Raw genomic sequence first — 24366 nt, forward strand, 5'->3', positions numbered from 1 at the left:
TCGCGCCACTCCCCCTCCCTACGCTCGGCCCGCGCCCAGACGTCCGCGGCTTCCTGCTTCTCCACGGGAGTGAAGGCGCCGTGCTCCCGCTCGTACTCCCTCAGGTACGCCAATGTCGCCTGATTACGCAGGTGTTCCTCAACAGCCGCGGCCACTATGGCGGACACGCCACGACCACCCGCACTGTCTCGCAGTGCCCGCACAGTGCCCTCGGGGAGCGACACACTGATCGCCTTCGCCGGCCCCTCACCGATTCCTGGTCCCGTTCGCTCATCCGCCATGAGACATGTTTAACAAACGGTTTCAGGATTGCCCTCAGGCCGAGGCCAGCCGCAGCACCAGCGCCGCGACGGCGAGCAGGAGGAGGACGACGACCGGCGCGATCGCGTAGTCCTTGGCCCGCAGGTGCGCGACGGCGGCGCCGATGAAGTAGAGAATCACGCCGATCGCGGCGGCGACGCCGAGCAGCGGCACCCAGAGCCCGACGACCAGCCCGACCGCGCCCGCCGACTTCAGCGTGGCAAGACGCGGCAGCCAGCTCTCGGGCACACCGAGCCCGAGCATCGAGCCGACGATCTTCTCCTGCCGGGTGAAGGTACCGACGGCGGAGCCGGTCAGGGCGGCGGCGAGCAGGATGCCGACGACGGCATAGGCGATGAACACGATGACCTCTTGAGGGAAGACGTGGGCGGCAGCGACAGGCCCCGGATCCACTGGAGCGACCCGGGCGGGACCGCATGGGCAGGGCTGCCATCGGCCGAGACTCGGCCGAATTTCTTCAGTACCTTACTTTAAGTAAGCCAGATTGCCCAGACCCGCCCCCCTCTTCGCCACGGGCAAGCACTCGACACCGCCCAGAATCAGAGAATCAGATACACTGGACTCATGAAGGTGATGACCGCAACCGAAGCCTCCCGGAACTTCGCCGGCGTTCTGGACATGGCCGAGCACGGCGAGACCATCATCGTCACGCGTGGCGGTAGGCGCCTGGCGATAATCTCGCAGGCCCCGACCGCCAACGGCGCGGATCTCGCAGACCTCCTCGACCGCTTCGTCGGCACACTGGACGACTCCTTCGAAGACGACGTTCTGGGTACCCGCGACCTGCTGACGACGGAGGACCCGTGGAGCGAGTGATTCTGGATGCGGGCATCCTGATCGCCGCAGAGCGCGGCAACGCCGACCTGTCCGACGAACTACGCAGGTCCAACGACGACGTCTGCATCTCCGCCATCTCCGCCGCCGAACTCCTTCAGGGCGTCGAACTCGCCGACGGGCAACGCCGCGAGAGGCGCCAGGCGTTCATCGAAGGCGTACTGGCACTGGTGCCTGTGGAGGAATACACGCTGACAGTCGCGCGCACGCACGCCCGACTCCTCGCCCATGTACGGCGTGAGGGCAGGCCCCGCGGGGCTCATGACCTCATCATCGCCGCCACGGCAGCGGCAACCGCCCGCACCGTCGTCACGCTGGACGCGAAGGCCCGCTTCGGCGACCTGCCCGGCGTCAGCGTGCGCGAGGTGGGCTGAAGCGGGCGCCGGGCGAGGTCGCGGGCCGTCGTCCGCTTCACCCCCCGCGACGGTGTCGCACGGGGGCGAAGCGGTCCGGTGGGGGCGAAGTGGGCCGGACGTGGCCAAAACCACCGAGCGGCCCCGCCCGCACCGCCGTAAGGTGGCCGCCATGCAGGTCATCCAGTCGACGAAGCTCGCCAACGTCTGTTACGAGATCCGGGGCCCGGTCCTCGATGAGGCGATGGCGCTCGAAGCAGCGGGCCACCGCATCCTCAAGCTCAACACCGGCAACCCCGCGGCCTTCGGCTTCGAGTGCCCGCCGGAGATCCTTGAGGACATGCTCCGCAACCTGTCCGGAGCACATGGCTACGGCGACGCGAAGGGGCTGCTGTCCGCGCGGCGCGCGGTGATGCAGCACTACCAGACCAAGGGCATCGAGCTGGGCGTCGAGGACATCTACCTCGGCAACGGCGTCTCCGAGCTGATCCAGATGTCGATGCAGGCGCTGCTGGACGACGGCGACGAGGTGCTCGTACCCGCCCCGGACTATCCCCTGTGGACCGCGTCGGTCTCCCTCGCGGGCGGGACGGCCGTGCACTACCGCTGCGACGAGCAGGCCGACTGGATGCCGGACCTCGCCGACATCGAGCGGAAGATCACCGATCGGACCAAGGCGATCGTGATCATCAACCCGAACAACCCGACCGGCGCCGTCTACGGCGAGGAGATGCTCGGCGCGCTCACCGAGATCGCCCGCCGCCACAACCTCATCGTCTGCTCCGACGAGATCTACGACCGGATCCTGTACGACGGGGCCACGCACACCCCGACCGCCGCCATCGCGCCCGATCTGCTCACCCTCACCTTCAACGGGCTGTCCAAGAACTACCGGGTGGCCGGGTTCCGTTCCGGCTGGCTGGCGGTCTGCGGCCCCAAGGCGCACGCCGGCTCGTACATCGAGGGCCTGACGATCCTGGCCAATATGCGGCTGTGCGCCAATATGCCCTCGCAGCACGCGGTGGCCACGGCGCTGAACGGCCGGCAGTCGATCCAGGACCTGGTGCTGCCGGGCGGCCGGATCCTGGAGCAGCGGAACACCGCGTACGACCTGCTCACCTCGATCCCGGGCGTGACCTGCGTCAAACCCAAAGGCGCGCTCTATCTCTTCCCTCGGCTCGACCCCAAGGTCTTCAAGATCAAGGACGACCGGCAGCTGGTGCTCGATCTGCTGCGCGCCGAGAAGATCATGGTCGTGCACGGTACGGGGTTCAACTGGCCGGAGCCGGACCACTTCCGGATCGTGACGCTCCCCGCGGTACAGGATCTGGCCGACGCGGTGACCAGGATCGGCACGTTCCTGGACGGTTACTCCCAGCCGTAGGCCGACATTTGCCGGACTCCACTCAACTTTAGACTGAATCCAAGGTAGGATGGTCTCCTGACCACGCCAGGAGGCCCTCCCATGTACGAGCCGATCCGTACCAAGTCGGTCCACTCGCTGGCCGGCACCGCCGACGACTTTCCCCACCGCAGCCGCGAGGAAGAGCTGAACATCCAGCTCGCCGGGCATCTCTCCGCGCTGCTCGCCGTCACGGACGAGCTGGGTCTCGACGCGGCGGCCGAGTCCATCGCCGGACAGATCGCCAGGCTGCGCGGGGCCCCGCCGGCCCGGCACGCGGGGCTCACCGGCGCCGATCCGGCCGCGCTGCACCGCCGCGCGCTCGCCCTCGCGGGCCGCGCCCTGGTCGTCGCCGCCTCGCGCGCCGACACGGCGGCGGCGATCCTCTCCGCCGAGCGGATGGACGCGCACACCGCCGCGCTGCACGAGCCGCACGAATCGCACGAGCCGCACGAGTCGCACGAGCCCCGGCTCGTCGGCGCCCGCTGACGGCCCCGGTCCACGGGCCGCGGAGGCGCGCGGACCGGGCGCCCCACCCGACGCGGCCCGGCTCAGGTCCCGCTCAAGACCCGCTGAGGACTCGCTCCGGACCCGCTCCGCTCGCGTCCCGGGGAGCGGATCCCTCCGGTTCCGCACCGGGATAGGCCCTTCACCTTCCGTACACCCAACTCCCCCCAGAACATAGGCTTCTGGGAGCACGCTTCCCTCGTGAAACGCATCGTAGGAATCGTTCTGGCGGTGCTGCTGATCGGCGGCGTGGCAGCGGCTGTCGTGGCAGGCTGGGAATCCCGGGGAACGGGCGAGGGCACGGCAACGAAGACCGTGCGGGGGGTGATCGGTTCGGAGAAGGGTGAGTTCTTCGCCGATCCCGATGTGGTGAAGGCCCTGGCGGACAAGGGCTTCACCGTCAAGACGGAGACATCCGGCTCCTGGGCGATGGAGGAACTGCCCCTCACCGACTATGACTTCGCGTTCCCCGCCTCCCAGGCCCCGGCCAAGGAGCTGGACGCGAAGTACAAGGTGCAGGGCGGCCCGCTGCGGCCCTTCTACTCGCCGCTGGTCGTCGTGGCGCACCGCCCGGTCGCCCAGGTCCTGGCGCGCAACGGGCTGGCCGCCCTCGAAGGGAAGCCGGGCGAAGAGGCGCACGGCACGCTCCGGATGGGCCCGTTCCTCGACGCGGTCCGCGCGGACCGTACCTGGCAGCAGCTCAAGGGCGCCTCGGCGCACGCCGAGCTGAACGGGACGGTCTTCATCAGCAGCACCGACCCCGAGACCTCCAACTCCGGCGCGCTCTATCTCGCCGCCGCGTCCTTCGTCGCCAACGGCGGCCTCGTCACCGACGCCCGCGCGGTCGACCGTACGGCGCCGCTGCTCAAGAAGCTGATCGCGCCCCAGGGCGCCCAGCAGACCAGCTCCGACGCGCCGTTCCGTGACTTCATCAGCGGCGCCGGAAATCCGCTGGTGCTGGTGTACGAGTCGCAGGTGGCCTCGCTGCTGCTCCAGAAGCAGGACGTCGGGGACCTGGTCGTGCTCTACCCGGACACCACGGTCAACAGCGACCACACCCTCGTCCCGCTCACGGCCGACGGCCGCGCGCTCGGCGAACTGCTCACCACCGACAAGCGGCTGCGCGAGCTGGTGGTGCGCCACGGCTTCCGCCCACAGGGAGCGGCGGCCGAGTTCACCGCGGCGACCGCCCCCCACACGGCCTATCTCAACCAGACGCTGACCGGCGTCCACCAGGCGCCCGTGCCCACCACCCAGTGGCTCCAGGCGATGGCGCGGCGGAGCCGGTCCTGATGCCCAACCGGCGCAGACACACACCCAGGGGGACCAGATGACCACCGAGAACACGGCGGGCGCGCCGAACGAGCTGATCCTCACCCCGCCCGAGCCCGTCGCCCCGGTCCGTACGGAACAGGCGGCGGGGCTGGTACCGCTCGATGCCTCCGTACGCGACGAGATGACCCGGCGTGCCACGGACTATGTCGGCTCGCTCGCCGGTCTCGACGCGCGCTCGCCCGAATTCACCACGCGCATCGGGGAGATCGCGGCCCTCGGCTCCGGTGAGATCCGCGGCGCCGCGCAGCAGTCCAACCGGATGCTGGACCGCACGGTCCGCTCCCTCGCGTCCGGCGGCGAGGACGCCCAGTCCCGGGTGTCGTCCTCGCTCGTCGAACTGCGCCGTACGGTCGAGGACCTGGACCCGCGCGACACCCCGGGCAAGGGCGCCCGCCGGTTCCTCTCCAAGCTGCCCGGCGGCAACAAACTGCGTGACCACGCCGCCAAGTACGCCTCCTCGCAGTCCACTTTGAACCGGATCGTCAGCTCGCTCAGGGGCGGCCAGGACGAGCTGCGGCGCGACAACGCCGCGCTGCACACCGAACGCACCCGCCTGTGGGAGACCATGGGCAAGCTCCAGGAGTACGCGGTCCTCACCGACGCGCTCGACACCGCGATCGGGGAGCGCATCGCGGCGGTCGACGCGACCGATCCCACCCAGGCGGACGCGCTGCGCGCCGATGTCCTCTTCCCTGTCCGGCAGAAGCACCAGGACCTGCTGACCCAGCTCGCGGTGTGCGCGCAGGGCTATCTGGCGATGGATGTCGTGCGGCGCAACAACGAGGAGCTGATCAAGGGCGTCGACCGGGCCGCGACCACCACGGTCTCCGCGCTGCGGATCGCCGTGATGCTGGCCTCGGCCCTGGACAACCAGCGCAAGGTGACCGAGCAGGTGAACGTTCTGCGCTCGACCACCGAGGATCTGATCCGGGGCAACGCCGAGATGCTCGCCACCCAGAGCGGTGAGATCCAGCGCATCGCGGCGGACCCGGCGGTCGGGGCGAAAACGCTGCAGTCGGCATTCCAGCAGATCTACCGGACGCTGGACGCGATCGACACATACAAGATCCAGGCAACGGAGTCGATGGCGTCGACCGTGGAGGCGCTGACGGCGGAGCTGGAGATCGCGAGCACGCATCTGGAGCGGACCCGTTCCGCGTCCGCCCTGGAAGGCGGCCTTCAGTGACAGGAAAGACGGGAAAGACGGGAGAGCCAAGAAAGCGGCCTTCGGGCAGACGACGGCGGCTGAAGGTGACGGCCGCGCTGATCGCGGCGCTGCTCACCGCCACCGCCTGCTCGACGGGCGGGTCGGACGGCGGGTCGAAGGACACCGGCGGCGGCTCCGACACCGCCTACCGCCCGGGCACCCTGCGGGTGCTCGCCTCCAGCGAACTCGCCGACACACAGGGCGTGCTGGACGAGGCGGAACGGAAGACAGGGGTGAAGGTACGCCCCACCTGGACCGGCACGCTGGACGCCGCCGAACTGATCGCGTCCGGCAAGGCGGACGGGAAGTACGACGCGGTGTGGCTGTCGTCCAACGACTATCTGCGACTGCACCCGGACACGGCGGAGCGCCTCACCAACGAGACACCCCTCATGTCCTCCCCCGTCGCCCTCGGTGTCAAGGCGGCCACCGTCACCCGGCTCGGCTGGCGGCCGGACGAGGTCACCTGGTCACAGGTGCACCAGGCGGTGCTGGCCGGGAAGCTGACCTACGGGATGACCGACCCCGTACGGTCCAACTCCGGTTTCTCCGCGCTGATCTCGGTCGCCTCCGGGCTGTCGGGCGCGCAGTCCGCGCTGACGGACGCGGATGTGCGCCGGGCGACGCCCAAGCTCAAGGAGTTCTTCACCGGGCAGAAGCTGACCTCCGGCTCCTCCGGCTGGCTGGCGTCCGCGTACACCCGCAACGGCAGTGTGGACGCGCTGGTCAACTACGAGTCGGTGCTGCTCTCCATGAACCGCGACAGCCACACCGGACTCACCGTGATCCGCCCGAAGGACGGGGTGGTGACCGCCGACTACCCGCTGACGCTGCTGACTTCGGCGTCGCCCGAGGCGCGGGAGTCCGGCCAGGCGCTCACCTCGTATCTGCGCGGCCCGGAGGCGCAGCGGGCGCTGACCGAGGAGACCTTCCGCCGCCCGGTCGTACCGTCGGTGAAACCCGCGGCGGGTCTTGACACCGAGAAGCGGCGCGAACTGCCCTTCCCCGGCTCGCGATCGGTCGCGGACGGGCTGCTCGACTCGTACGAGAACCAGCTGCGCCGGCCCTCGCGCACCGTGTACGTACTGGACACCTCGGGCTCGATGCGAGGCGACCGGCTGTCCCGGCTGAAGGCGGCACTGGCCGGGCTCACGGGCACGGACGACTCCGCGACCGGGGAGCGCTTCCGGGACCGGGAGGAGGTGACACTGATGCCGTTCGGCTCGTCGGTGAAGCGGGTGGATACGCATACGGTGGACCCGCGCGACCCGGCCGCCGCGCTGAACGGGATCCGTACGGACGCCGGTTCGCTGACCGCGTCGGGCGAGACGGCCATCTACAGCAGCCTGCGGGAGGCGTACACGCACCTGGGCACGGGCAAGGCCGACGCCTTCACCTCGATCGTGCTGATGACGGACGGCGAGAACACCACCGGGAGCGGTCCCGGCGACTTCGACGCCTTCTACGCGAAGCTGCCGGCCGACCAGCGGGCCACGCCCGTCTTCCCGATCCTCTTCGGCGACTCGGACCGCGCGGAGCTGACGCATATCGCGGAACTGACGGGCGGGCGGCTGTTCGACGCGACCCGCGGTTCGCTCGACGGTGCCTTCGAGGAGATCCGTGGCTACCAATAGATTCCTCGGCTATCTGGAGTCCCGCAAGAACCTCGCGGGCAGCGCGGCGGGGCTGGTGGGACTCGCCCTCACCTTCACCGGACTCGCGGGCGCGTACTGGCCGGTGGTCGTCGCGGGGCTGTACGGCGCGGGCGCGCTGATCGCCCCGCCCGAGCGCCCGGACGCGCCGCCCTTCACCGATCCGTCGGAACAACTGGGCGAGCTGCGCGGCGACTTCGATCAGCTCATGACCTATCTGGGCGAGGTGGACCTGCCTCCCGCGGCGGCCGGCCGGCTGACCGAGCTGACCGAGACGCTGGGCGCCCTGCTGGAACCCGGCTGGGTCACGGACGCCCTGGCCCGGGATCCGGAGGCGGTCCACACCCTGTCCAGGGCGGTCCGCCAGGACATCCCGGAATCGGTGGACACCTTCGTACGCACCCGCTGGTGGACCCGTCTCCAGCCGGGCACCGAGCCGCCGGAACGCCATCTGGAGCGCCAGTTGACGGTGCTGTACGACGAGGCGCACGCGCTGGCGACGGCGCTGCGCGAGGCGGAGGCCCGCAGGCAGGAGACGCATACGCGGTACTTGGAGGACCGGAACAAGCACTGACCGGGGCCTGCCCCGACCGGAACGAGCACCGGCCGGGGCAGGCACTGACCGGGGTACCGGGGGCCGTTCGCCGACGCACCCCGGAGCCGTGCGGGGGCTCCGGGGGTGCGGTTCGGCCGGCCGTCAGCCCAGGCGCTGGACCAGTGCGTGGTATTCGTCCCACAGCTCCTTGGGCGCGTGGTCGCCGAAGGTGTTGAGGTGCTCCGGGACGAGCGCCGCCTCCTCGCGCCAGACCTCCTTGTCGACCGAGAGCAGGAAGTCCAGCTCGGGGTCCGACAGCGGCAGGCCCTCGGTGTCCAGGGCCTCCTTCGTCGGCAGGATGCCGATCGGGGTCTCGACGCCCTCGGCCTTGCCCTCCAGGCGCTCCACAATCCACTTCAGGACGCGGCTGTTCTCACCGAAGCCGGGCCAGACGAACCTGCCCGCGTCATCCTTGCGGAACCAGTTGACGTAGTAGATCTTCGGCAGCTTCGACGCGCGCCCCTCCGATGCCGCGTCACTGCCGACCTTGACCCAATGGCCCATGTAGTCCCCCATGTTGTAGCCGCAGAACGGCAGCATGGCGAACGGGTCGCGGCGCAGCTCGCCGACCTTGCCCTCGGCGGCCGCCGTCTTCTCGGAGGCGACGTTGGCTCCGAGGAAGACGCCGTGCTGCCAGTCGAAGGACTCGGTGACCAGCGGTACGGCGGAGGCGCGGCGGCCGCCGAAGAGGATGGCCGAGATCGGGACCCCCTTGGGGTCCTCCCACTCGGGCGCGATGATCGGGCACTGCCCGGCCGGGACGGTGAAGCGGGCGTTGGGGTGGGCGGCGGGCGTGCCGGACTCCGGTGTCCAGTCGTTGCCCTTCCAGTCGGTGAGATGGGCGGGCGGTTCCTCCGTCATGCCCTCCCACCAGATGTCGCCGTCGTCGGTGAGCGCCACATTGGTGAAGACCGAGTTGCCCCACATGGTCTTCATGGCGTTGGCGTTGGTGTGCTCGCCGGTGCCGGGCGCGACACCGAAGAAGCCCGCCTCGGGGTTGATCGCGTAGAGCCTGCCGTCCTCGCCGAACCGCATCCAGGCGATGTCGTCGCCGATAGTCTCCACGGTCCAGCCGGAGATGGTGGGTTCCAGCATCGCGAGGTTGGTCTTGCCGCACGCGGAGGGGAAAGCGGCGGCGACGTACTTCGACTCGCCCTGCGGGGGCGTGAGCTTGAGGATCAGCATGTGCTCGGCGAGCCAGCCCTCGTCACGCGCCATGACGGACGCGATGCGCAGCGCGTAGCACTTCTTGCCCAGCAGCGCGTTGCCGCCGTAGCCGGAGCCGTACGACCAGATCTCGCGGGACTCGGGGAAGTGCGAGATGTACTTGGTGGAGTTGCACGGCCACGGCACGTCCGCCTCGCCCTCGGCGAGCGGCGCGCCCAGCGTGTGGACCGCCTTCACGAAGAAGCCGTCGGAGCCCAGTTCGTCGAGGACCGGCTGTCCCATGCGGGTCATGGTGCGCATGGAGGCCGCGACATAGGCGGAGTCGGTGATCTCGACGCCGATCGCGGAGAGCGGTGAGCCCAGCGGGCCCATGCAGAACGGTACGACGTACATGGTCCGGCCGCGCATCGAGCCGCGGAAGACGCCCTCGTCCCCCGTGAAGATCTCGCGCATCTCCGCCGGCGCCTTCCAGTGGTTGGTCGGGCCCGCGTCCTCCTCCTTCTCGGAGCAGATGAAGGTGCGGTCCTCGACGCGCGCCACGTCGGACGGGTCGGAGGCCGCGTAGTAGGAGTTCGGCCGCTTGACCGGGTCGAGTTTGGTGAAGGTGCCCTTGGCGACGAGCTCCCCGCACAGGCGCTCGTACTCGCTCTCGGACCCGTCGCACCAGACCACCCTGTCCGGCTGCGTGATTGCTGCGATCTCGTCGACCCAGGAGATCAGCTCCTGGTGGTTGGTGGGGACGGTGGTGGGAGCCGCGATGTCGCGCGCCACGATTGCTCCTTGGTGAGGGTTTCTGAGGTTGTGCCCCTTGGGGGCTGCGACCCGGATGCTTCGTAGCCGCTCATCCGGTGCCGACCGCACTCATTTGATCATCCGACTCATTCGCCCATATGTCCAGAGGGCCTCACACGTGAGCATCGCCACTCGCGCGGCACGCCCACGTCATCTCGACGGCACACACATGGCACCTGGGATCTTCTGTACCGGGTCGTAACTTACGGCTCCGTAGGTAGCATGAAGTCATGACTAACGCCGCTCCCGATCCGCTCGACAACCTCTCGAACCTCTCGCGGACAGACCCCCCGCGTCCGGCGGAGGGGCCGGTCGAGATCCAGCCGCCGAGCCCGGTCAAACCGAAGCTGCGCGGCTGGCTGCACGCGGGCATGTTCCCCGCCGTGCTGATCGCGGGGCTGGCCCTGATCGTCCTGACCGACTCGACCCGGGCGCGGATCGCGTGCGGAATCTACGTACTCACAGCGTGCCTGCTCTTCGGCGTCAGCGCGATATATCACCGAGGTGACTGGGGCCCGCGCGGCGAGGCCGTCCTGCGCCGGCTCGATCACGCCAATATCTTCCTGATCATCGCGGGCACCTACACCCCGCTGACCATGCTGCTGCTGCCCGACTCGACGGGCAGCACCCTGCTCTGGGCCGTGTGGGCCGCCGCCGCGGCGGGCATCGCCTTCCGGGTCTTCTGGGTCGGCGCGCCCCGCTGGCTCTACACCCCGTGCTATATCGCGATGGGCTGGGCCGCCGTCTTCTTCCTGCCCGACTTCATGCGGGCCGGCGGGATCGCCGTACTCGTGCTCGTGATCGTCGGCGGGCTGCTCTACAGCGCGGGCGGCGTGATCTACGGGCTCAAGCGCCCCAACCCGTCACCGCGCTGGTTCGGCTTCCACGAGGTGTTCCACTCCTTCACCCTCGCCGCGTTCGTCACACACTTCGTCGGCATCTCGCTCGTGGCGTACCAGCACTCCTGACGCACATGGATCCCGGTCCGCGCATGGTCCGGGCGGCGGGGGATGCCCGACAATGAGAAAATGGCCGCCATCTCTCACACCCCCCTCACGGCGCAGCAACCCCAGCTCGGTCTGCGTGCGCGCAAGAAGCTCAAGACCAGGACCACGATCCGCAGGGCCGCCTTCGGGCTGATCGCGGACCAGGGGTACGAGGCGACGACCATCGAGCAGATCGCGGAGGCGTCGGAGGTCTCCCCGTCCACCGTCTTCCGCTACTTCCCGACCAAGGAGGACATCGTCCTCACCGACGAGTACGACCCGGTCATGGCGTCCGTACTGCGCTCGCGGCCGGCCGGTGAACCCCCGCTCGAATCCATCCGCTTCCTCTTCGACCAGACTCTCCAGTCCATCCTGACCAGCGAGTACGACGAGGCGATACAGCGTACGAAGCTGATGGTCGAAGTCCCGGCCGTCCGCGCCCGGATGACCGAGACCATGTCGGTGTCGGCGAAGCTGCTCGGCGACGTGCTCGCGGAACGCACCGGCCGCGCGCCCGACGATCTGGAGCTGCGGATCTTCATCGCGGCGATGCTGAGCGTGGTGCGCGAGGTCACTCTCTACTGGGGCGAGCGCGGCAACCAGGACGATCTGCTCGTCCTGGTCCACCGCGCCCTGGACACCGTCGCGGACGGTCTGCGCCTCTGAGCCCCGGGCCCTGAACTCCTCCGGCGCGTTCAGGCGTTGGCCTGGAGGCCCTTGCCGAGATCGCCGGAGCCGTCCGGGACCTACCGATCCCAGGTTTGGCACCGCCTCGCCCTCCCTCTTAGCCTGACGTCATGCGGACAGAGGCGGGGGCGGTCGGCGGGACGGGTACGGAGGCGGGCGCGGGCGCGGAGGCGGGCGCGGAGGTGCCCCACGCGCGCGCTCCCCGGGGCGCCGCCCGCCCCCGGGCCATGGTCCTGGACGAGGTGTGGCGCGAGCTGGACGGCGTCGGTCCGCTCAGCGGGCCCCAGGGCGGACCGCTCAGCCGTACGGTGAAGCTCCTCCTCGATCCGCTGGTGATCCGTCCCGTCCTCCACCCGCAGTGCGCGGGCGCGTTGGTGACGGCCGAGGGCGCGGCGCTGCTCGCCGCGCTGATACACGCTTCGGCCGACGCGCTGCGCGCCACGGCCGCCTGGTTCACCCTGCTCAAGCAGGTGCGCCGGGGACTGCGGATCACCGAGGGCAACCCTCAGGACCTGTACTTCCAGCTCTGTTTCGAACTGGCCGCCACCCAGGGCCCGCCCGCCCCGGCGACCGGCGGGCGGATCGCCGAGGAGGCGCTGCGCGAGACGCACGGCTCGGCCCAGGGGCGTACGACGCGGGCGCTCAGGGAGTATCTGACCGACCCGGCGCACACCGGCGCGCTGACCTCGGCGCTCCATGCGTCGTGGGCGGCCAGGACCGTTGAACCCGCGCCCGGCGTACGCCCCGACGAGGGGCGGGACGGCGGCACCCCGGCGGTGGTGCGGACCGTACTCGACGCCTGTCCCGTCGGGCAGCGGTCCGGCGCGGGCGGCGGGGCGGCGTTGGCCCGGCTGGTCACGGACCACGCGGGTACGGCGGCGGGCCTGGCCCTGTGGGACGCGCGGCCTGAGCCCGCGCCCCGGGCCGGGGAACTGGGCCTGACCAGACACCCGGTGCCGGTCAGACCCGGTCTCGGCGACGGCTCGGCCTCCACGTCCGCCTTGGGGCTGCCGTTCGACCGCACGGTCCACGAGCGGGTCTTCACCGTGCTCCAGACATCGCACGACCGCGCGGGGCTCGCGCCCGTACCCGAGTTGGTCCGCCGGGAGATCGGCCGCTGCTGCGCCCCCTGGGCACTGACCGACGAGTCACTGCGGGTCGCCGCCACCGTGGGGGTTCAACTCGCCCTGGGACTGCGTCCGTTGGGCGGGGAACCCGGAGCGGGCGGCGAGACCGGCGCGCATCGCGCGATCAACAGCCGCTGGCGCCGGGAGGCGTACGTCCTCCAGGCCCGCCGGCTCGCCGTGGACCTCGACGCGGACAGCGACCCCGCCGAGGTCTCCGATGCCGCCACCGTCGCCGAGCCGCTGGCGCGGATCGCGCGGGATCTGCGCGCCCCGTGGCGGGCGTATCTGCGACGGCTCTGGGTACGGCTGCACGGACGCGATGTACGGGACGCCCCGATGACCGGCGTCGAGGAGCTGTGGAACGTGCTCGACGGGGTGGCCCGTTCGGTGATCCTGGACCACCGCGACCGGGTCAGACACGCCCTGAGCGCCCGGCCCGCCGCCCCCGGGGGGAGTTCCTGATGACCGCCGTCGTACGGATCGGACAGACCGAGGGCGGACTGGCGCGCTTCATCGCACCGCCGCCCGGTGCCGGTGCCGGTGGCGCCGCGCCGAGCGTGCTGGATCACGCGCCGGGGGTGGACGTGGCCGTGCTGGAGGTGGCGGGCGGGCTGCTGACCTGGAGCGTGCTCGCGCTGGATGCCCCGCCCGTAGCGGTACTCGACGATGCCGATCGGGCCCAGGAATGGGTCTGGGCGATGTACGGCGAACAGGTCGCGCTGGCCCTGGCCGCCGACACGGCCGCGGAAGCGGCGGCTGAGCGGGTCGAGGTTTCGGCCGAGGTGCCGGTGCTGCCCGCCCTGCCCGCGCTCGTGACGAGCGCCCGCCAACTGGCCTTCGCGCACTGGGCGTCACGGTGGTGGCCCGCCTCGGTGATCGACGGCATCCCGCCGCTGGACGAGCGACAGCTCGACCGGGAGATCGGCGAGCTGACCGAGGAGTGCGATCTGCTCTTCGCCGGTGAGGAGACCGCCGACGCGCGCCCGCCGGGCGGCCCGGACGCCGAGTTCCCCGCCGACGGCTCACCCGCCGCCGAGGAAGCACCGCGCGCGACCGACTACGCGCTCGCCGCCGGTCCCGGGGCCGGGACGGCCGGTTCGGCGGACGGACTCACGCTGGCTCGCGGCACGGGCGGTTCCGACTGGCGCCGCTACCCGCCGGGGCTGGTCGACGCCTCCGAACGGGCCGTCTCCTGGGAGGTCGTACGGGCCGCCGCGCGCACCACGGTCTCCGTCTCCGTCGTGGCCGCGCCCGGACCGGTCGCCGTTCCCCACGGGTTGACGCCGCGCGCGACCGTCAGTGGCGCGGCCGATCCCCTCGATCTCGCGCTGCGGCGGGTGGACGACACCTGGCTGGGGAACGCCCCGTTCGACACCGCCGGGACCGGAGGCCCGGCCCCTGGCGGCGCGGGTCCGGCCGTCGACATCTACCTCCCGGGGTTCGGTACGTCCCGGACCCGCGCCCACGACGACGAGGCGACGGCCGAGACCCGGGCCCGGGTGAGAGCGCTCGTGCGATCGCGGCTCGCCAGGGCCAGGAACGGGCACGGGAACGGGCATGGGGACGGGAACGGGCACGACGGCCCCGGTCCGCTGCTCCGTACCGAGATCGCGGCGGCGACCGCCGAGACGGACTTCTGATGACGACCACCGGCCCAGCCCCCGGCGGTCCCGACGGCCCCGGCGACCCCGACGACGCGCGACTCGCCCGGATCGCCGCCCTCGTCGACGCGGGCAACGACGCCTTCCTCCAGGGCGAGTTCCGCACCGCCCACGCCCTGTTCGATCAGGCCGTCGAGGCGGCGGCGCCGTTCGACCAGGCCCTCTACGTCCATACGAGCGCCCTGGTCAACCGGGCGAGCGCGGCCGACCGGCTGGGCGATCACCCGGCGGCGATCGCCTCGTACCGCGAGGCGCTCGGCCTCTGCGACCGGCTGGCGGAAGCCGTCACGGGCGCCCCGGAGGGCACCGAGGTCGTGGTGGTGCTCCGGGCCGGCGTACTGGTCAATCTCGCCCAGGCCCTCCAGAACACCGGGGACTTCGACGCGGCCAGTACCTCGCTGGAGCGGGCCCGCGCGCTGCTCGTGCCCCGGGACGAGGGAACCGACGACAACAGAACCGACCACGACGGAACCGACGACGGCGCGACGGCCTTCCGGCTGGACGCGGACACCGCCGAACTCCTCGTCGGCTGTCTGGTCTCGCTCACCGCCCTCACCATCCAGCGCGAGCAGTGGGCCAGGGCGCACGAGCTGGCGATCGAGTCCCTGGAGGTGGTCACGCGGCATCACCCCGGCCTCTCCGGGCGGCCGTTGCTGAATCTGGCCACGATCCACGAGGCCACCGGACGGCCCGACCTCGCCGAGGACTTCGCGCACCAGGCGGTCGCCGCGTTCCTGGCGTCGGACACACCGGCCGGAGTCACCGAGGCACGGCAGAGTCTGGCCCAGACGTATCTGCGCTCCGGCCGCCTCGACGAGGCGGCGGAACTGCTCACCGCCTGCCAGGAGTACTTCGAGCGGACCGGCATGGGCGCCCAGAGCGCCCTCGGCCTCGATCTGCTCGGGCTGCTCGCCGTGCTGCGCGGGGACCCGGTCAAGGCGGACGAGCTGTACGAACAGAGCGTGGCGCGGTTCGAGGAGTCCGGGGCGGTGGTCTCCGCCGCCGAGGTACGCGTACGGCTGGCGGCCGGCCTGCACGCCGAGGGCCGCTACGAGGAGAGTGAGGCGCATATCCAGGCCGCTCTGGCCGTGTTCGCCGCGAGGGGGCTCGGACTGCGCTGCGCCCAGGCCGACTTCTTCCACGCCACGCTCCTGGAGGACCGCTGGGTCAACGGGCAGGGCGCTTCCACCGACCCCGCGCTGCCCGGCCGTGCCGTGGGACTGGCCGTGCCGGCGGCGCTCGCCATCGACGCGGTGCGGTTCACTCTGGCGAGCGGCGGGCAGCGGGAGCGATGGCATCGCGAGTTCGCGGCGCCCGCCATGCGACTGGCGTTCCGGCTCGCCGCCAGGGCCGGCGCCGCCGACTTGGTGAGCGAGCTGATCGAGTCGCAGTGCGCCGGGACCCCGCTGATGGACGGCTCCCACGGCTCACACGACTCCCACGGCTCGGAAGGTTCGGACGGCTCGGAAAGCTCACCGGACGCGGATACGGGCGCGGGCGCGGCCGACAGGGGCGCGAGCGACCGATCCCTCGCGCCCCCGCGGTTCCTGGGCCCCTCGGCCTTCCCCGAGCCGTCGGCGCCCGGCGAACAGCCCGGCCCCATGGACACCTTCCGGCTCGGCACCGCCCTCGCCGGGGTCGCGGCGAGCGCCGGCCTGCGGGTCTCACCGCCGCCCCGGCTGGCGCTGAACCCGGCGGGACCGGTGGCGCTCGATCCGTATATCCGGCACGCCGAGACCCGCTACGGCGGCCGGATCCGGGAACGCCGGGTGGTACCGACATGGTGAGCACACGCCCCCTACCGGACCGCCCGACGGCCCTCATACGGATGGCGGACGCCGGGGATCTCTATATCTCCTGGCGGTGGACCCATGAGCTGTCCGCGACGGGCGTCGGGCGGGTACCGGCCGCCCAACTCGCCTCCGCACTGGCCGCGTTGGCCGACGCCCTGCCCGGCGACGCGCTGGAGCCCGCGCTGACGACCGGCGCTCTCGCCTCGTACGAGAGCGAGCTCGCCCTCGCCGAGACGCTGTCGCGCACCCTCCTGCCGTACGGGCTGGCCAAGCAGCTCTACGAGCTGTACCAGCGCGGGGTACGGCCGCATCTGCGCATCCAGCCCTCGCCACGCGTGGCGCAGGTCCCGTGGGAGCTGCTGGCGCCCGACCCCGGGGTGCGGCTGGTGGAGATCGCGGACATCAGCCTGCTGGCGCCGGTGAGCATCGTGCACGCCCCCGCCCGCCCGGCCAGACCCTGGGCGGCCACCCGGCGACTGCCCGTCGTGGGCGTCCTCGATCCGCGGGTGCCGGGGTTCCGCGCGGACTCCGCCCTGGGCTCGGTGCTGGGGCGGATACGGGAGGACGCGCCGGTCGCGCGGATGGTGGGCCGGTACGCGGCCGAGGGCCGCTGGTGGCCCGCCGTGGACGATCCGGTCGAGGCGTTCCGCCGTACCGACCTGGACCGGGACCGGCTGGGCGCCGCCTTGCGCGCGGGCGCCTCACGGCTGCTGTACGTCGGCCATGTGACCGCCGCGCCACCGGCCTCGGGGCAGAGCGAGAGCGCACAGCTGCATCTGGCCTGTACGGCGGGGACGGCCGGCTTCGCCGATCCCCTACGGGCCCATCGCCCGCTGTCCGCGAAGGACTTGCTGCTGGGGACCATGGGCCTCGCCGACGACCCCGAGGCGGGCGGGACCCGCTGGCCGATCCCCAGCCGGGTCGCGCTCATCGCCTGCGAGAGCGGGGGCGATCTGCGCTTCGCCGAGGCGCTCGGCCTGGCCACCGCGATGATCCACGGCGGCGCCGAGACCGTCACCGCAGGGCGCTGGACGCTCCCCACCGATCTGGCCTTCCACCGCCTCGCGGACGCCGACGCGTCGGCGCGACCGCTCCAGGACGCGGTCTGCGCGATCGACGCCGCGCACGAGCGGGAGGACGCGGTCCTCGCCCATGGTGACTGGCAACGGGAGCGGCTGGCCGCCTGGCGGGAGCTGCGTACGGTCGAGCACTCCCCCGTCCTGTGGGGCGCGTTCGCCACGATCAGTACGGTCTGACGGCCGACGCTTTCTCTGACGTTTCCCTCAGCGGCTGCCTCTCAGCGGAAGCGGGGCGTGAGCGTCAGACGCGCCGTGATCGTCTTCGGGCGCTGGTACTCGTGCAGGGCCAGCGTGCTGAGGTCCGTGCCGTGGCCCGACGAACCCCGGCCGCCGTGCGGCAGCTCCGCCGTCTGGACGAGATGGCAGTTGAGCCACGCCTCGCCCGCGTTCAGCCGTCCCGCCAGGTCGAGCCCCGCCGCCAGGTCCCGGGTCCATACGCTGGCGGCCAGCGCCTGCGGCACCCCGTTCGCCAGCGCGACGGCCTCCGGCACACCCTCCGCCGCCTGCACCGTCAGCAGCGGGCCGAACACCTCGTCCACCACCGCCGGATCGTCGTCCGGCAGCTCCGCGAGCACACCGGCGGGCCGCCAGAAGCCGCCCTCCTCGCCGGTGCCGGGCGCGGTCCCGGCCGTGACCGTCACCTTCGCCGCCGAGGCGGCCACGATCCGGTCGTAGCGCGCCGCCTGGTCCGCGTTGTTGAGCGGGCCGAAGTCCCGGCCCGCCAGGCGCTCCCGCATCGCGTCGCCGAGCAGGGACACGGCCGACTCGTAGTTCTCGCGGAGGGTGATCACCCGCGCCGGGACGGCGCAGCTCTGGCCCGCGTTGTACGTGGTCGCCAGCGCCAGTTCCGTCCAGGTGTCCTCGGGAGCGTCCGGCAGGACGACGACCGGGCTGTTGCCGCCGAGCTCCAGGCTGACGCGTCGGGTGCCCGCGCGCGCCGCGACATCGGCCCCGGCGGCGGCGCTCCCGGTGAAGGCCACCATGTCGATCGCGCCGCCCACCAGCAGCCGCCCGGTCTCGCGGTCGCCGGGCAGGGTCCCCAGGACCGACTCGCCCAGCGCCTGCGCCGCGTGCTCGGCGAGCAGCAGCAGCGAGTCGGGGGTGGTCTCGGCGGGCTTGACGACGACGGTGTTCCCGGCGGCGAGCGCGGGAGCGGACCGCCAGGTGGCCATCATCAGCGGGTAGTTCCAGGGGACGACGACCCCGGCCACGCCGAGCGGTTCCCAGCGGACCCAGCTCTCGTGCCCGGCGACAAAGCCTCCGGCGGCCGGGGCGGGCTGGGTGCGTGCCGCCCAGGCGTAGAAGCGGAAGAGATCCGCCGCGTTCGCGACCTCGCCGGCCGCCTCGTGCGCCGGTTTGCCGGTGCCCGCGCGTTCCAGGGCCGCGTACTCGTCGGCGTGCTCCTCGATCAGCCCGGCGAGCCGGTCGAGCGCCCGGGACCGCTCCCTCGGGGTGCGCGCCCGCCAGCCGTCGAAGGCGCGTCGGGCCGCGCCGACGGCGGCGGCGACCTGCGGTCCGCGGGCGACGGGCGAGCTGCCGCGTATCCGGCCGGTACGGGGGTCGATGAGCGACACGGTGTCGCCCGATGCCCGCGGTGAGGTGGCGGACTCTGTGTTCAAGGGGGTCTCCATCAGCGGACGTCGTAGGCGCGCAGCCACAGTTCGAGGGTGAGTACGAGCCACAGCTTGCCGCCCTGCCGGGGCAGCAGCGTGCCCTCCCCCCGCATCCACGAGCGCACCGTGTCCGGCCGGAACAGCCCCCGGGCGCGCGCCTCGCGGCCCAGCAGCAGATCACCCGCCAGCTCCCGCAGGGGCCCGCCGAGCCACTGCTGCACAGGCACCCGCATGCCGCTCTTCGGCCGGTCCACGACCGTGTCGGGCAGCAGGTCCCGTACCGCCTCCTTGAGCACCCACTTCTCGACCGCGCCGTTCAGCTTCCACCGGGGCGGCGTGGCGAAGGCGTGGTCCACCACCCGGCGGTCGAACAGCGGGGCGCGGCCCTGGATTCCCTGGGAGGCGGTGAGCCGTTCGACCTTGGTCAGGATGTGGTGGGCGCCCTTGGTCCGCAGATTGCAGTGCAGCAGCTGGTTGAGGAGGTGGTCCATGCGGCCGTCCCGGGACGCGGGCCGCAGATACGGGGCGACGAACCGCTCAGGGCCGGGCGCTGCGGCGAGCGCGTCCAGCGCGTCGGCGGTGAGCAGCTCGGGCAGATCGGTGAAGCATTTGCGGTACGAGCGCAGATACGCCGTCTCGCGCGCGTCCTCGGCGTCGCCGCCCGCCACCTCGCCGCGGTGCATCTCGTACACCAGCATGGGCAGGTTCTTCGGCCCGCCGAACACCGGGTCGCCGCCTTCGCCGTTGAGCACGACGCGGGGCCCGTCGGCCGCCACGGCCTCGGCGAGCATCAGATTGGGCACGGTCAGCGGGTCGCCCACCGGGCTGTCGAGCAGCGCGGCGGCCTCCGCGAGCCGCGCGGCCACGGCGTCGCCCGACACGGTGAGCACCTGGTGGCGAGTGTGGCAGTGCTGGGCGACCAGACCCGAGTAGCCCAGCTCATTGGGGAGTTCGTCGCCGAAGCTGATGGAGTACGTGTGCACGGGATGGGCGTGCAGCTTGGCGGCGAGCGCGGTCACCAGCGAGCTGTCGACCCCGCCGGAGAGCAGCACGCCCACGGCCTCCGCCTCGGGCAGCCGGCACGCCGTGGCCTCCTCCAGCAGCTCGCGCAGGCGCAGTGCGTAGCTCTCGGGCGGCGCGCCGTCGTCCTCGATCAGCTCCTGGGGCTCCCAGTAGTGCTCTTCGGTGACGCTCCCGTCGGCCGCGAGCCGCAGACAGCGCCCGGGGAGCACTTCGCGTACGCCGCGCAGCAGCGTCTCCTCGCCGGGGAGGTAGGCGAAGGTCAGGAAGGAGCGTACGGCGGCCAGTTCGAGACCGGTGCCGAGCGCGGGCCAGCGGCGCAGGGCGCGCAGCGAGGTGGACGCGGCCCAGCAGTCGTCGGCGCGGGCGTAGAACAGCGTCCGGGCGCCCATGTGGTCGCGGATCAGGACCAGTTCCGCGTCGTCGTGCACGGCGAGCGCGAACATGCCTTCCGCCGCCCGGATCCCGGCCGCGCCGAGCCGTACCCAGCAGCGCAGCAGCAGTTCACCGTCCGGGCAGCCGGGCGGCGCGTGGTCACCGGCGCCCGCGAGCGCGGCGAGCAGTTCGGACCGGTTGTGGAGGGTGACCTCGCCGACGGCGGTACGGCCGTACGCGGTGAACGGGCCGGTGGCATGGCCGGGTTCGTCCCGGAGCAGCGCCGCGCCCGGCGCACCGGCGTCCACGACGGCGCCCATCGCCGCGAGATGTCCCGCCGCCCGTTCGGGTGTCGCCGCCAGGCAGGCACAGAAGCGTGCCATGGTCGCCCCTCCTCTCTGTTCCGCTCGATGCGCGTATCCCCGCGAATCGTCGTCCCGCGGCTCGTCGTTCAGCCCGTCCGACGACCCGTCCTTCGGCCCGTCCTCCGGGCCGGATCATCCGAAGTCGTCGTCGCTCCAGCCGCCGTCGTCGTCGGAGTTCCATCCGTCACCGGAGTCCCAGTCACCGCCGTCACCGCCGCCCACGTCACCACCGCCGGAGGAGGAGTTCTGGGCCGAAGCCTGCTGTTGCTGGCGCAGTTCCTCCTCCTCTTCGGGCGTCAGCTCCTCCGGCGGGAGCTGGGCGGCCGTGATGGCGAGGCCGGCGAGCCCGAGCCCGCCCAGCAGCACGCCCATGCGCCCGCCGAACGAGGTCCTGTTGACCAATATCGTCTCGCCCCGGTCCCAGAGCGTGCGGCCGTAGCCGATGTCCCTGCCGTAGGTCACCCTGCCGTCGGAGTACTGGCGCTTGATGACACGTCCGCCGAGCAGTTCATCGGTGCCGGAAGCGCCCTGGTTGTCGTGCCAGCGCACGCGCGTGCCGCCGTCGCGCCGCCGCCACTCCTCACGTCCGTCCCGGTAGCGGCGGTGGACGCTGTGGTCGGCGAGCAGCTCATCCTTGTACTCGGTCTCGCGTGGCCGGTTGATCACCTTTGGTCCCCGTATCCCCTGGTTGGTTCGTCGGCCATGTCATGAATCCCGCCGTACGCAGCTCACGCAGCCCGGTCCAGACCGAATGGCTGGGCGTTCTCGGTCCGCGTACGAGCCGCAGCACGGTGCGCAGCAGCCGGGCGGGCGGTACGGACTCCACCTCGGCGAAGCGCCCTTCGGTGAGCCAGTCCCGCTCGCGGGCTTCGAGGCCGGCGGGCAGGGTCCCCGGGCCGGGTCCCGGTGCCGGGCCGCGCGGCGAGATCAGATGGAGCGCGGTGGCGTGCCGGGGTACGAGGCCCATCGAGGAGACCCGTACGCCGGGGTGCGCGTCGCGCACGCGTGCGGTGAGCGCGATGCCGTCCACGCTCGCGTCGTGCAGCACATGCGCCGTGGCGCCGTCCACCCTGCCGAGCCCGGCCACCAGCCGGGGATCGAGCGGCAGGTCGTCGGCGGCGAACACCGGGCAGGCGGCCTCCAGATGCACATCGTTGGCGAGGAGCATCCGGGCCACCTGGCGGCTCTGGCAGACGAGCAGCCGGGGCAGTCCGTAGTCGTAGAGATCGGGCTCGGAGGGCTCGCGTGACGCGCCGCCCGGGGCCGAGGCGGCGGCCGGAGCCGGCTCCAGCAGTCCCGGCACCGCGCCGTGCCGCCGCAGGGCCTCTTCGAACCGCTCGTACCGCACGGGCGGCGCGGGCGTCAGCGGGAGCCTGCGCGGGACCATGTGCGGCGGACGCAGGACACGGCACATCTCGTAGTACAACTGCGCCTCGGTGAACCGGATCCGGCCGGGCGCGCCCGCGCGTCCGACGGCGGTGGCGAGGGCGCGGTCGAGCAGCCGGTCGCCGATGCCCACGGCGACGCGTGGGGTCACCGGCCCGCCTCGCCGGGCCAGGTGAGGAACCCGACGGCCTCCGCCTCGCGGCGCTCGGGATCCGCGGGGGTGGTGGCGGCGAGGCGTTCGACGGTCCTGCCGACGGCCGCGAGCAGCTTGGCGGGGCGTACGGCGGTCAGGGGGACGGTACAGCCCCTGGCCAGCCACTCCAGCTCGCCCTTGGTGAGCGTCCCGCTCTCGCCCAGCCACTCGATGAGGTCGTCCGCCGGCCTGTCGCCGTACCACACCGGCGCACCGAGCGTGTTCATGACGGCGCGCGGCGGCAGTCCCGCGTCGATCACCGTACGGCCGGGCAGCGCCTCACGCGTCCGCACGACCGAACGGCAGCCCGGCGCGCTGGCGTCGTGCAGGACGAGGACGGGCAGCGCGTCCGGCACCTGCTCGACCTCGGTGGCGATGACGGCTCCGTACCGCTCCGGTATCCCGTTGGCGACGAGGAAGGCGGCGATGCCCCGGTCCCGGCAGAGCACCGCGAGGCGTGCCCCCTCCGGTATGTAGACGCGGCGGGACGGGAAGTCGTCCACGATCCCGGCCGGGAGCGCGCCGTAGACCCCCACCCAGTCGCTCAGCAGAATCGAGCGGAAGCCGCTGAGCGGATGCGGCGTCCCTCGCTTCTTCCCACCGCTGATCGCGGCGATGGTCATGCCGAGGACGAAGATGCCGATCAGGATCGCGCCGAAGACGGTGAACGGGCCCACGTCATCGGCGCTCACCCCGGCGACGACCATGATGATGCCGATCAGCAGGGGCACCCACAGACATCCAAGGGCCTCCACGACCGGGCTCCGGCTCTTGGTCGGCGTCGACTTGGGCAGCGCCGCGGCCCCGAGCTGATGGGCCGAGATCTTCAGCCGGCCGCCGTCGGTGAGCTTGGCGAGGAGACGGTGGACCCGTGCGTCGCTCAGCCCCAGCGAGTTGGTCTTGGGGTCCAGTGCGTAGCGCCGCTTGCAGTGGGAGCAGGTGCGGTTGGGCCGCTCTCTGAGGAGCAGGTTCCGGTCGCAGAACGGGCAGATCATCGCGGGCCCTCCAGTGCGGACGCGGCACGCCGGAGCCCGGCGGCGAGACGCTCGCGCACGGTGGTGGCGCCGATGCCCCTGACCCGCTGGATACGTTCGATGTCGCGCAGCGCGGCGGCCAGCAGTCCGTAGTCGGTGTTCACGCGGGTGACCGTGCCGAGCGCGCCGCGGCCGTGCCGTACGCCGTCGTCGCTCGCGTCGTCCACGGCGCGGCGCTCGGCCTCGTCGGCGGTGATCGCGTAGTCCTCGTGGTCGATACCGAAACCGGTGTTGGCGGCGAGGATGTTCAACGGTTCCGTGCCGCGGTTGGCGAAGGAGTGGGGCATCATCTCGGGGATCCGGATCATGGCCCCGGGGAACAGCCTGATCTCGGTGACCCGGCCGCGCGGCGCGTCGTACAGACCGCAGGCGGCGTGGCCGAGACTGAGCACGATGTGCTCGCCGCCGTGCGCGTGCGGGGTGAACGCGCTGCGCGGGCCGACGACCCCGAGCTTGAACGTGGCGTTGGAGGGGCGCTCGGGCGAGGTGCGCGCGTCGCCGACGAGGTAGTGGGCGAACTGCCCGTCGTCGATGAACCGCAGGAACTCCTCGCTCGGGCCCAGCTCGCGCGCGCCGTCCCGGTCGGCGAACAACACGCTGCCCTCGGGCTTGAGATGGAACAGCTCCACCCCGTGCGGCAGGTCTCGCGACAGCCGTTCCATACCCCGCAGTCCGGGCGTGCCGGAACGGGAATCCACGTCGGACATCAACGCCCCCCTCGCGTCGTGGACCACGATCGCATCGTAGAACCGCGACCGGGAACACCTTGGACAGATGATATTGCCGAGCACCGACATCGGGATGAAGTGACGGGGCGTCGCGCGTACCCGGAGGCCGCCGGAGGGGCTCCGGGTACGCGCGCCGTTCGAGATCGGGCCCCGG

Annotated in this window: 22 protein-coding genes; 14 read left to right on the forward strand and 8 right to left on the reverse strand. The window is 71.9% G+C overall.

Annotated features, from left to right (window positions below):
* Window positions 1-315: 315 nt before the first annotated feature.
* Window positions 316-663 carry a DoxX family protein gene (locus M1203_RS04095; RefSeq protein WP_249948100.1) on the reverse strand — a complete coding sequence of 116 codons (348 nt, stop codon included), beginning with the start codon at window positions 661-663 and terminating at the stop codon, window positions 316-318.
* A 222-nt stretch (window positions 664-885) separates the two neighbouring features.
* Here M1203_RS04095 and M1203_RS04100 point away from each other — a divergent pair, with 222 nt between their 5' ends.
* The 8 genes from M1203_RS04100 to M1203_RS04135 all read left to right on the forward strand — a co-directional run bounded on the left by M1203_RS04100 (window position 886) and on the right by M1203_RS04135 (window position 8185).
* A complete protein-coding gene (locus tag M1203_RS04100; RefSeq protein WP_249948101.1) occupies window positions 886-1137 on the forward strand; it encodes a type II toxin-antitoxin system Phd/YefM family antitoxin in 252 nt (83 codons plus the stop codon).
* Window positions 1125-1529, forward strand: a complete 405-nt coding sequence (locus tag M1203_RS04105; RefSeq protein WP_249948102.1) for a PIN domain-containing protein — start codon at window positions 1125-1127, stop codon at window positions 1527-1529. Before M1203_RS04100 ends, M1203_RS04105 begins: the two co-directional genes overlap by 13 nt.
* A gap of 151 nt (window positions 1530-1680) precedes the next feature.
* Window positions 1681-2892, forward strand: coding sequence for a pyridoxal phosphate-dependent aminotransferase (locus M1203_RS04110; RefSeq protein ID WP_249948507.1), 1212 nt, complete (start codon window positions 1681-1683; stop codon window positions 2890-2892).
* Window positions 2893-2973: 81 nt separating this feature from the next.
* On the forward strand, window positions 2974-3399 hold the full coding sequence (locus M1203_RS04115; RefSeq protein ID WP_249948103.1) for a hypothetical protein: 426 nt from the start codon (window positions 2974-2976) through the stop codon (window positions 3397-3399).
* Between the two features lie 192 nt (window positions 3400-3591).
* Window positions 3592-4710, forward strand: a complete 1119-nt coding sequence (locus tag M1203_RS04120) for a substrate-binding domain-containing protein (RefSeq protein ID WP_249948508.1) — start codon at window positions 3592-3594, stop codon at window positions 4708-4710.
* A 37-nt stretch (window positions 4711-4747) separates the two neighbouring features.
* Window positions 4748-5938 (forward strand): toxic anion resistance protein, encoded by a 1191-nt coding sequence (locus tag M1203_RS04125; protein ID WP_249948104.1) that lies wholly within the window; start codon window positions 4748-4750, stop codon window positions 5936-5938.
* Complete coding sequence (locus M1203_RS04130) at window positions 5935-7593, forward strand: extracellular solute-binding protein (protein WP_374401801.1); 1659 nt, start codon at window positions 5935-5937, stop codon at window positions 7591-7593. The genes M1203_RS04125 and M1203_RS04130 overlap by 4 nt, the downstream gene beginning before the upstream one ends.
* Window positions 7580-8185 (forward strand): hypothetical protein, encoded by a 606-nt coding sequence (locus tag M1203_RS04135; RefSeq protein WP_249948105.1) that lies wholly within the window; start codon window positions 7580-7582, stop codon window positions 8183-8185. Before M1203_RS04130 ends, M1203_RS04135 begins: the two co-directional genes overlap by 14 nt.
* Window positions 8186-8308: 123 nt before the next feature.
* On the opposite strand, the gene M1203_RS04140 is transcribed toward M1203_RS04135, so the two are convergent.
* On the reverse strand, window positions 8309-10144 hold the full coding sequence (locus M1203_RS04140; protein ID WP_249948106.1) for a phosphoenolpyruvate carboxykinase (GTP): 1836 nt from the start codon (window positions 10142-10144) through the stop codon (window positions 8309-8311).
* Window positions 10145-10395: 251 nt separating this feature from the next.
* Here M1203_RS04140 and M1203_RS04145 point away from each other — a divergent pair, with 251 nt between their 5' ends.
* The 6 genes from M1203_RS04145 (at window position 10396) to M1203_RS04170 (ending at window position 17675) form a co-directional block, all read left to right on the forward strand.
* Entirely contained in the window at window positions 10396-11133 is a 738-nt protein-coding gene (locus tag M1203_RS04145) for a hemolysin III family protein (RefSeq protein WP_249948107.1), read from the forward strand.
* Window positions 11134-11193: 60 nt separating this feature from the next.
* Window positions 11194-11817, forward strand: a complete 624-nt coding sequence (locus M1203_RS04150) for a TetR/AcrR family transcriptional regulator (RefSeq protein ID WP_249948108.1) — start codon at window positions 11194-11196, stop codon at window positions 11815-11817.
* Window positions 11818-11948: 131 nt separating this feature from the next.
* Window positions 11949-13427 (forward strand): hypothetical protein, encoded by a 1479-nt coding sequence (locus tag M1203_RS04155; RefSeq protein ID WP_249948109.1) that lies wholly within the window; start codon window positions 11949-11951, stop codon window positions 13425-13427.
* Window positions 13427-14605 carry a hypothetical protein gene (locus M1203_RS04160; RefSeq protein WP_249948110.1) on the forward strand — a complete coding sequence of 393 codons (1179 nt, stop codon included), beginning with the start codon at window positions 13427-13429 and terminating at the stop codon, window positions 14603-14605. Before M1203_RS04155 ends, M1203_RS04160 begins: the two co-directional genes overlap by 1 nt.
* The gene (locus tag M1203_RS04165; protein ID WP_249948111.1) at window positions 14605-16413 is read left to right on the forward strand and encodes a lipopolysaccharide assembly protein LapB; all 1809 of its coding nucleotides are present in this window, start codon (window positions 14605-14607) and stop codon (window positions 16411-16413) included. The genes M1203_RS04160 and M1203_RS04165 overlap by 1 nt, the downstream gene beginning before the upstream one ends.
* Window positions 16407-17675 carry a CHAT domain-containing protein gene (locus M1203_RS04170; protein WP_249948112.1) on the forward strand — a complete coding sequence of 423 codons (1269 nt, stop codon included), beginning with the start codon at window positions 16407-16409 and terminating at the stop codon, window positions 17673-17675. Before M1203_RS04165 ends, M1203_RS04170 begins: the two co-directional genes overlap by 7 nt.
* Window positions 17676-17716: 41 nt before the next feature.
* Here the strand turns inward: M1203_RS04170 and M1203_RS04175 are convergent, their stop codons facing one another.
* The 6 genes from M1203_RS04175 to M1203_RS04200 all read right to left on the reverse strand — a co-directional run bounded on the left by M1203_RS04175 (window position 17717) and on the right by M1203_RS04200 (window position 24191).
* Complete coding sequence (locus M1203_RS04175; RefSeq protein WP_249948113.1) at window positions 17717-19117, reverse strand: aldehyde dehydrogenase family protein; 1401 nt, start codon at window positions 19115-19117, stop codon at window positions 17717-17719.
* Between the two features lie 11 nt (window positions 19118-19128).
* On the reverse strand, window positions 19129-20889 hold the full coding sequence (locus M1203_RS04180) for an asparagine synthetase B (protein WP_249948114.1): 1761 nt from the start codon (window positions 20887-20889) through the stop codon (window positions 19129-19131).
* 114 nt (window positions 20890-21003) lie between these two features.
* Window positions 21004-21537, reverse strand: a complete 534-nt coding sequence (locus tag M1203_RS04185; protein ID WP_249948115.1) for a hypothetical protein — start codon at window positions 21535-21537, stop codon at window positions 21004-21006.
* The gene (locus M1203_RS04190; protein WP_249948116.1) at window positions 21500-22408 is read right to left on the reverse strand and encodes a hypothetical protein; all 909 of its coding nucleotides are present in this window, start codon (window positions 22406-22408) and stop codon (window positions 21500-21502) included. The genes M1203_RS04185 and M1203_RS04190 overlap by 38 nt, the downstream gene beginning before the upstream one ends.
* Window positions 22405-23445 carry a hypothetical protein gene (locus tag M1203_RS04195; RefSeq protein ID WP_249948117.1) on the reverse strand — a complete coding sequence of 347 codons (1041 nt, stop codon included), beginning with the start codon at window positions 23443-23445 and terminating at the stop codon, window positions 22405-22407. The genes M1203_RS04190 and M1203_RS04195 overlap by 4 nt, the downstream gene beginning before the upstream one ends.
* Window positions 23442-24191, reverse strand: coding sequence for a cupin domain-containing protein (locus M1203_RS04200; RefSeq protein WP_249948118.1), 750 nt, complete (start codon window positions 24189-24191; stop codon window positions 23442-23444). Before M1203_RS04200 ends, M1203_RS04195 begins: the two co-directional genes overlap by 4 nt.
* Window positions 24192-24366: the final 175 nt, after the last annotated feature.

Source organism: Streptomyces sp. 35G-GA-8, from assembly GCF_023534745.1.
Taxonomy (GTDB): Bacteria; Actinomycetota; Actinomycetes; order Streptomycetales; family Streptomycetaceae; genus Streptomyces.

Bases quoted from the DNA above. Each gene is read 5' to 3' on its own strand.
- M1203_RS04100 (WP_249948101.1), top strand. From the start codon at position 886: ATGAAGGTGATGACCGCAACCGAAGCCTCCCGGAACTTCGCCGGCGTT.
- M1203_RS04110 (WP_249948507.1), top strand. From the start codon at position 1,681: ATGCAGGTCATCCAGTCGACGAAGCTCGCCAACGTCTGTTACGAGATC.
- M1203_RS04115 (WP_249948103.1), top strand. From the start codon at position 2,974: ATGTACGAGCCGATCCGTACCAAGTCGGTCCACTCGCTGGCCGGCACC.
- M1203_RS04125 (WP_249948104.1), top strand. From the start codon at position 4,748: ATGACCACCGAGAACACGGCGGGCGCGCCGAACGAGCTGATCCTCACC.
- M1203_RS04145 (WP_249948107.1), top strand. From the start codon at position 10,396: ATGACTAACGCCGCTCCCGATCCGCTCGACAACCTCTCGAACCTCTCG.
- M1203_RS04150 (WP_249948108.1), top strand. From the start codon at position 11,194: ATGGCCGCCATCTCTCACACCCCCCTCACGGCGCAGCAACCCCAGCTC.
- M1203_RS04155 (WP_249948109.1), top strand. From the start codon at position 11,949: ATGCGGACAGAGGCGGGGGCGGTCGGCGGGACGGGTACGGAGGCGGGC.
- M1203_RS04160 (WP_249948110.1), top strand. From the start codon at position 13,427: ATGACCGCCGTCGTACGGATCGGACAGACCGAGGGCGGACTGGCGCGC.
- M1203_RS04165 (WP_249948111.1), top strand. From the start codon at position 14,605: ATGACGACCACCGGCCCAGCCCCCGGCGGTCCCGACGGCCCCGGCGAC.
- M1203_RS04170 (WP_249948112.1), top strand. From the start codon at position 16,407: ATGGTGAGCACACGCCCCCTACCGGACCGCCCGACGGCCCTCATACGG.
- M1203_RS04180 (WP_249948114.1), bottom strand. From the start codon at position 20,889: ATGGCACGCTTCTGTGCCTGCCTGGCGGCGACACCCGAACGGGCGGCG.
- M1203_RS04195 (WP_249948117.1), bottom strand. From the start codon at position 23,445: ATGATCTGCCCGTTCTGCGACCGGAACCTGCTCCTCAGAGAGCGGCCC.
- M1203_RS04200 (WP_249948118.1), bottom strand. From the start codon at position 24,191: ATGTCCGACGTGGATTCCCGTTCCGGCACGCCCGGACTGCGGGGTATG.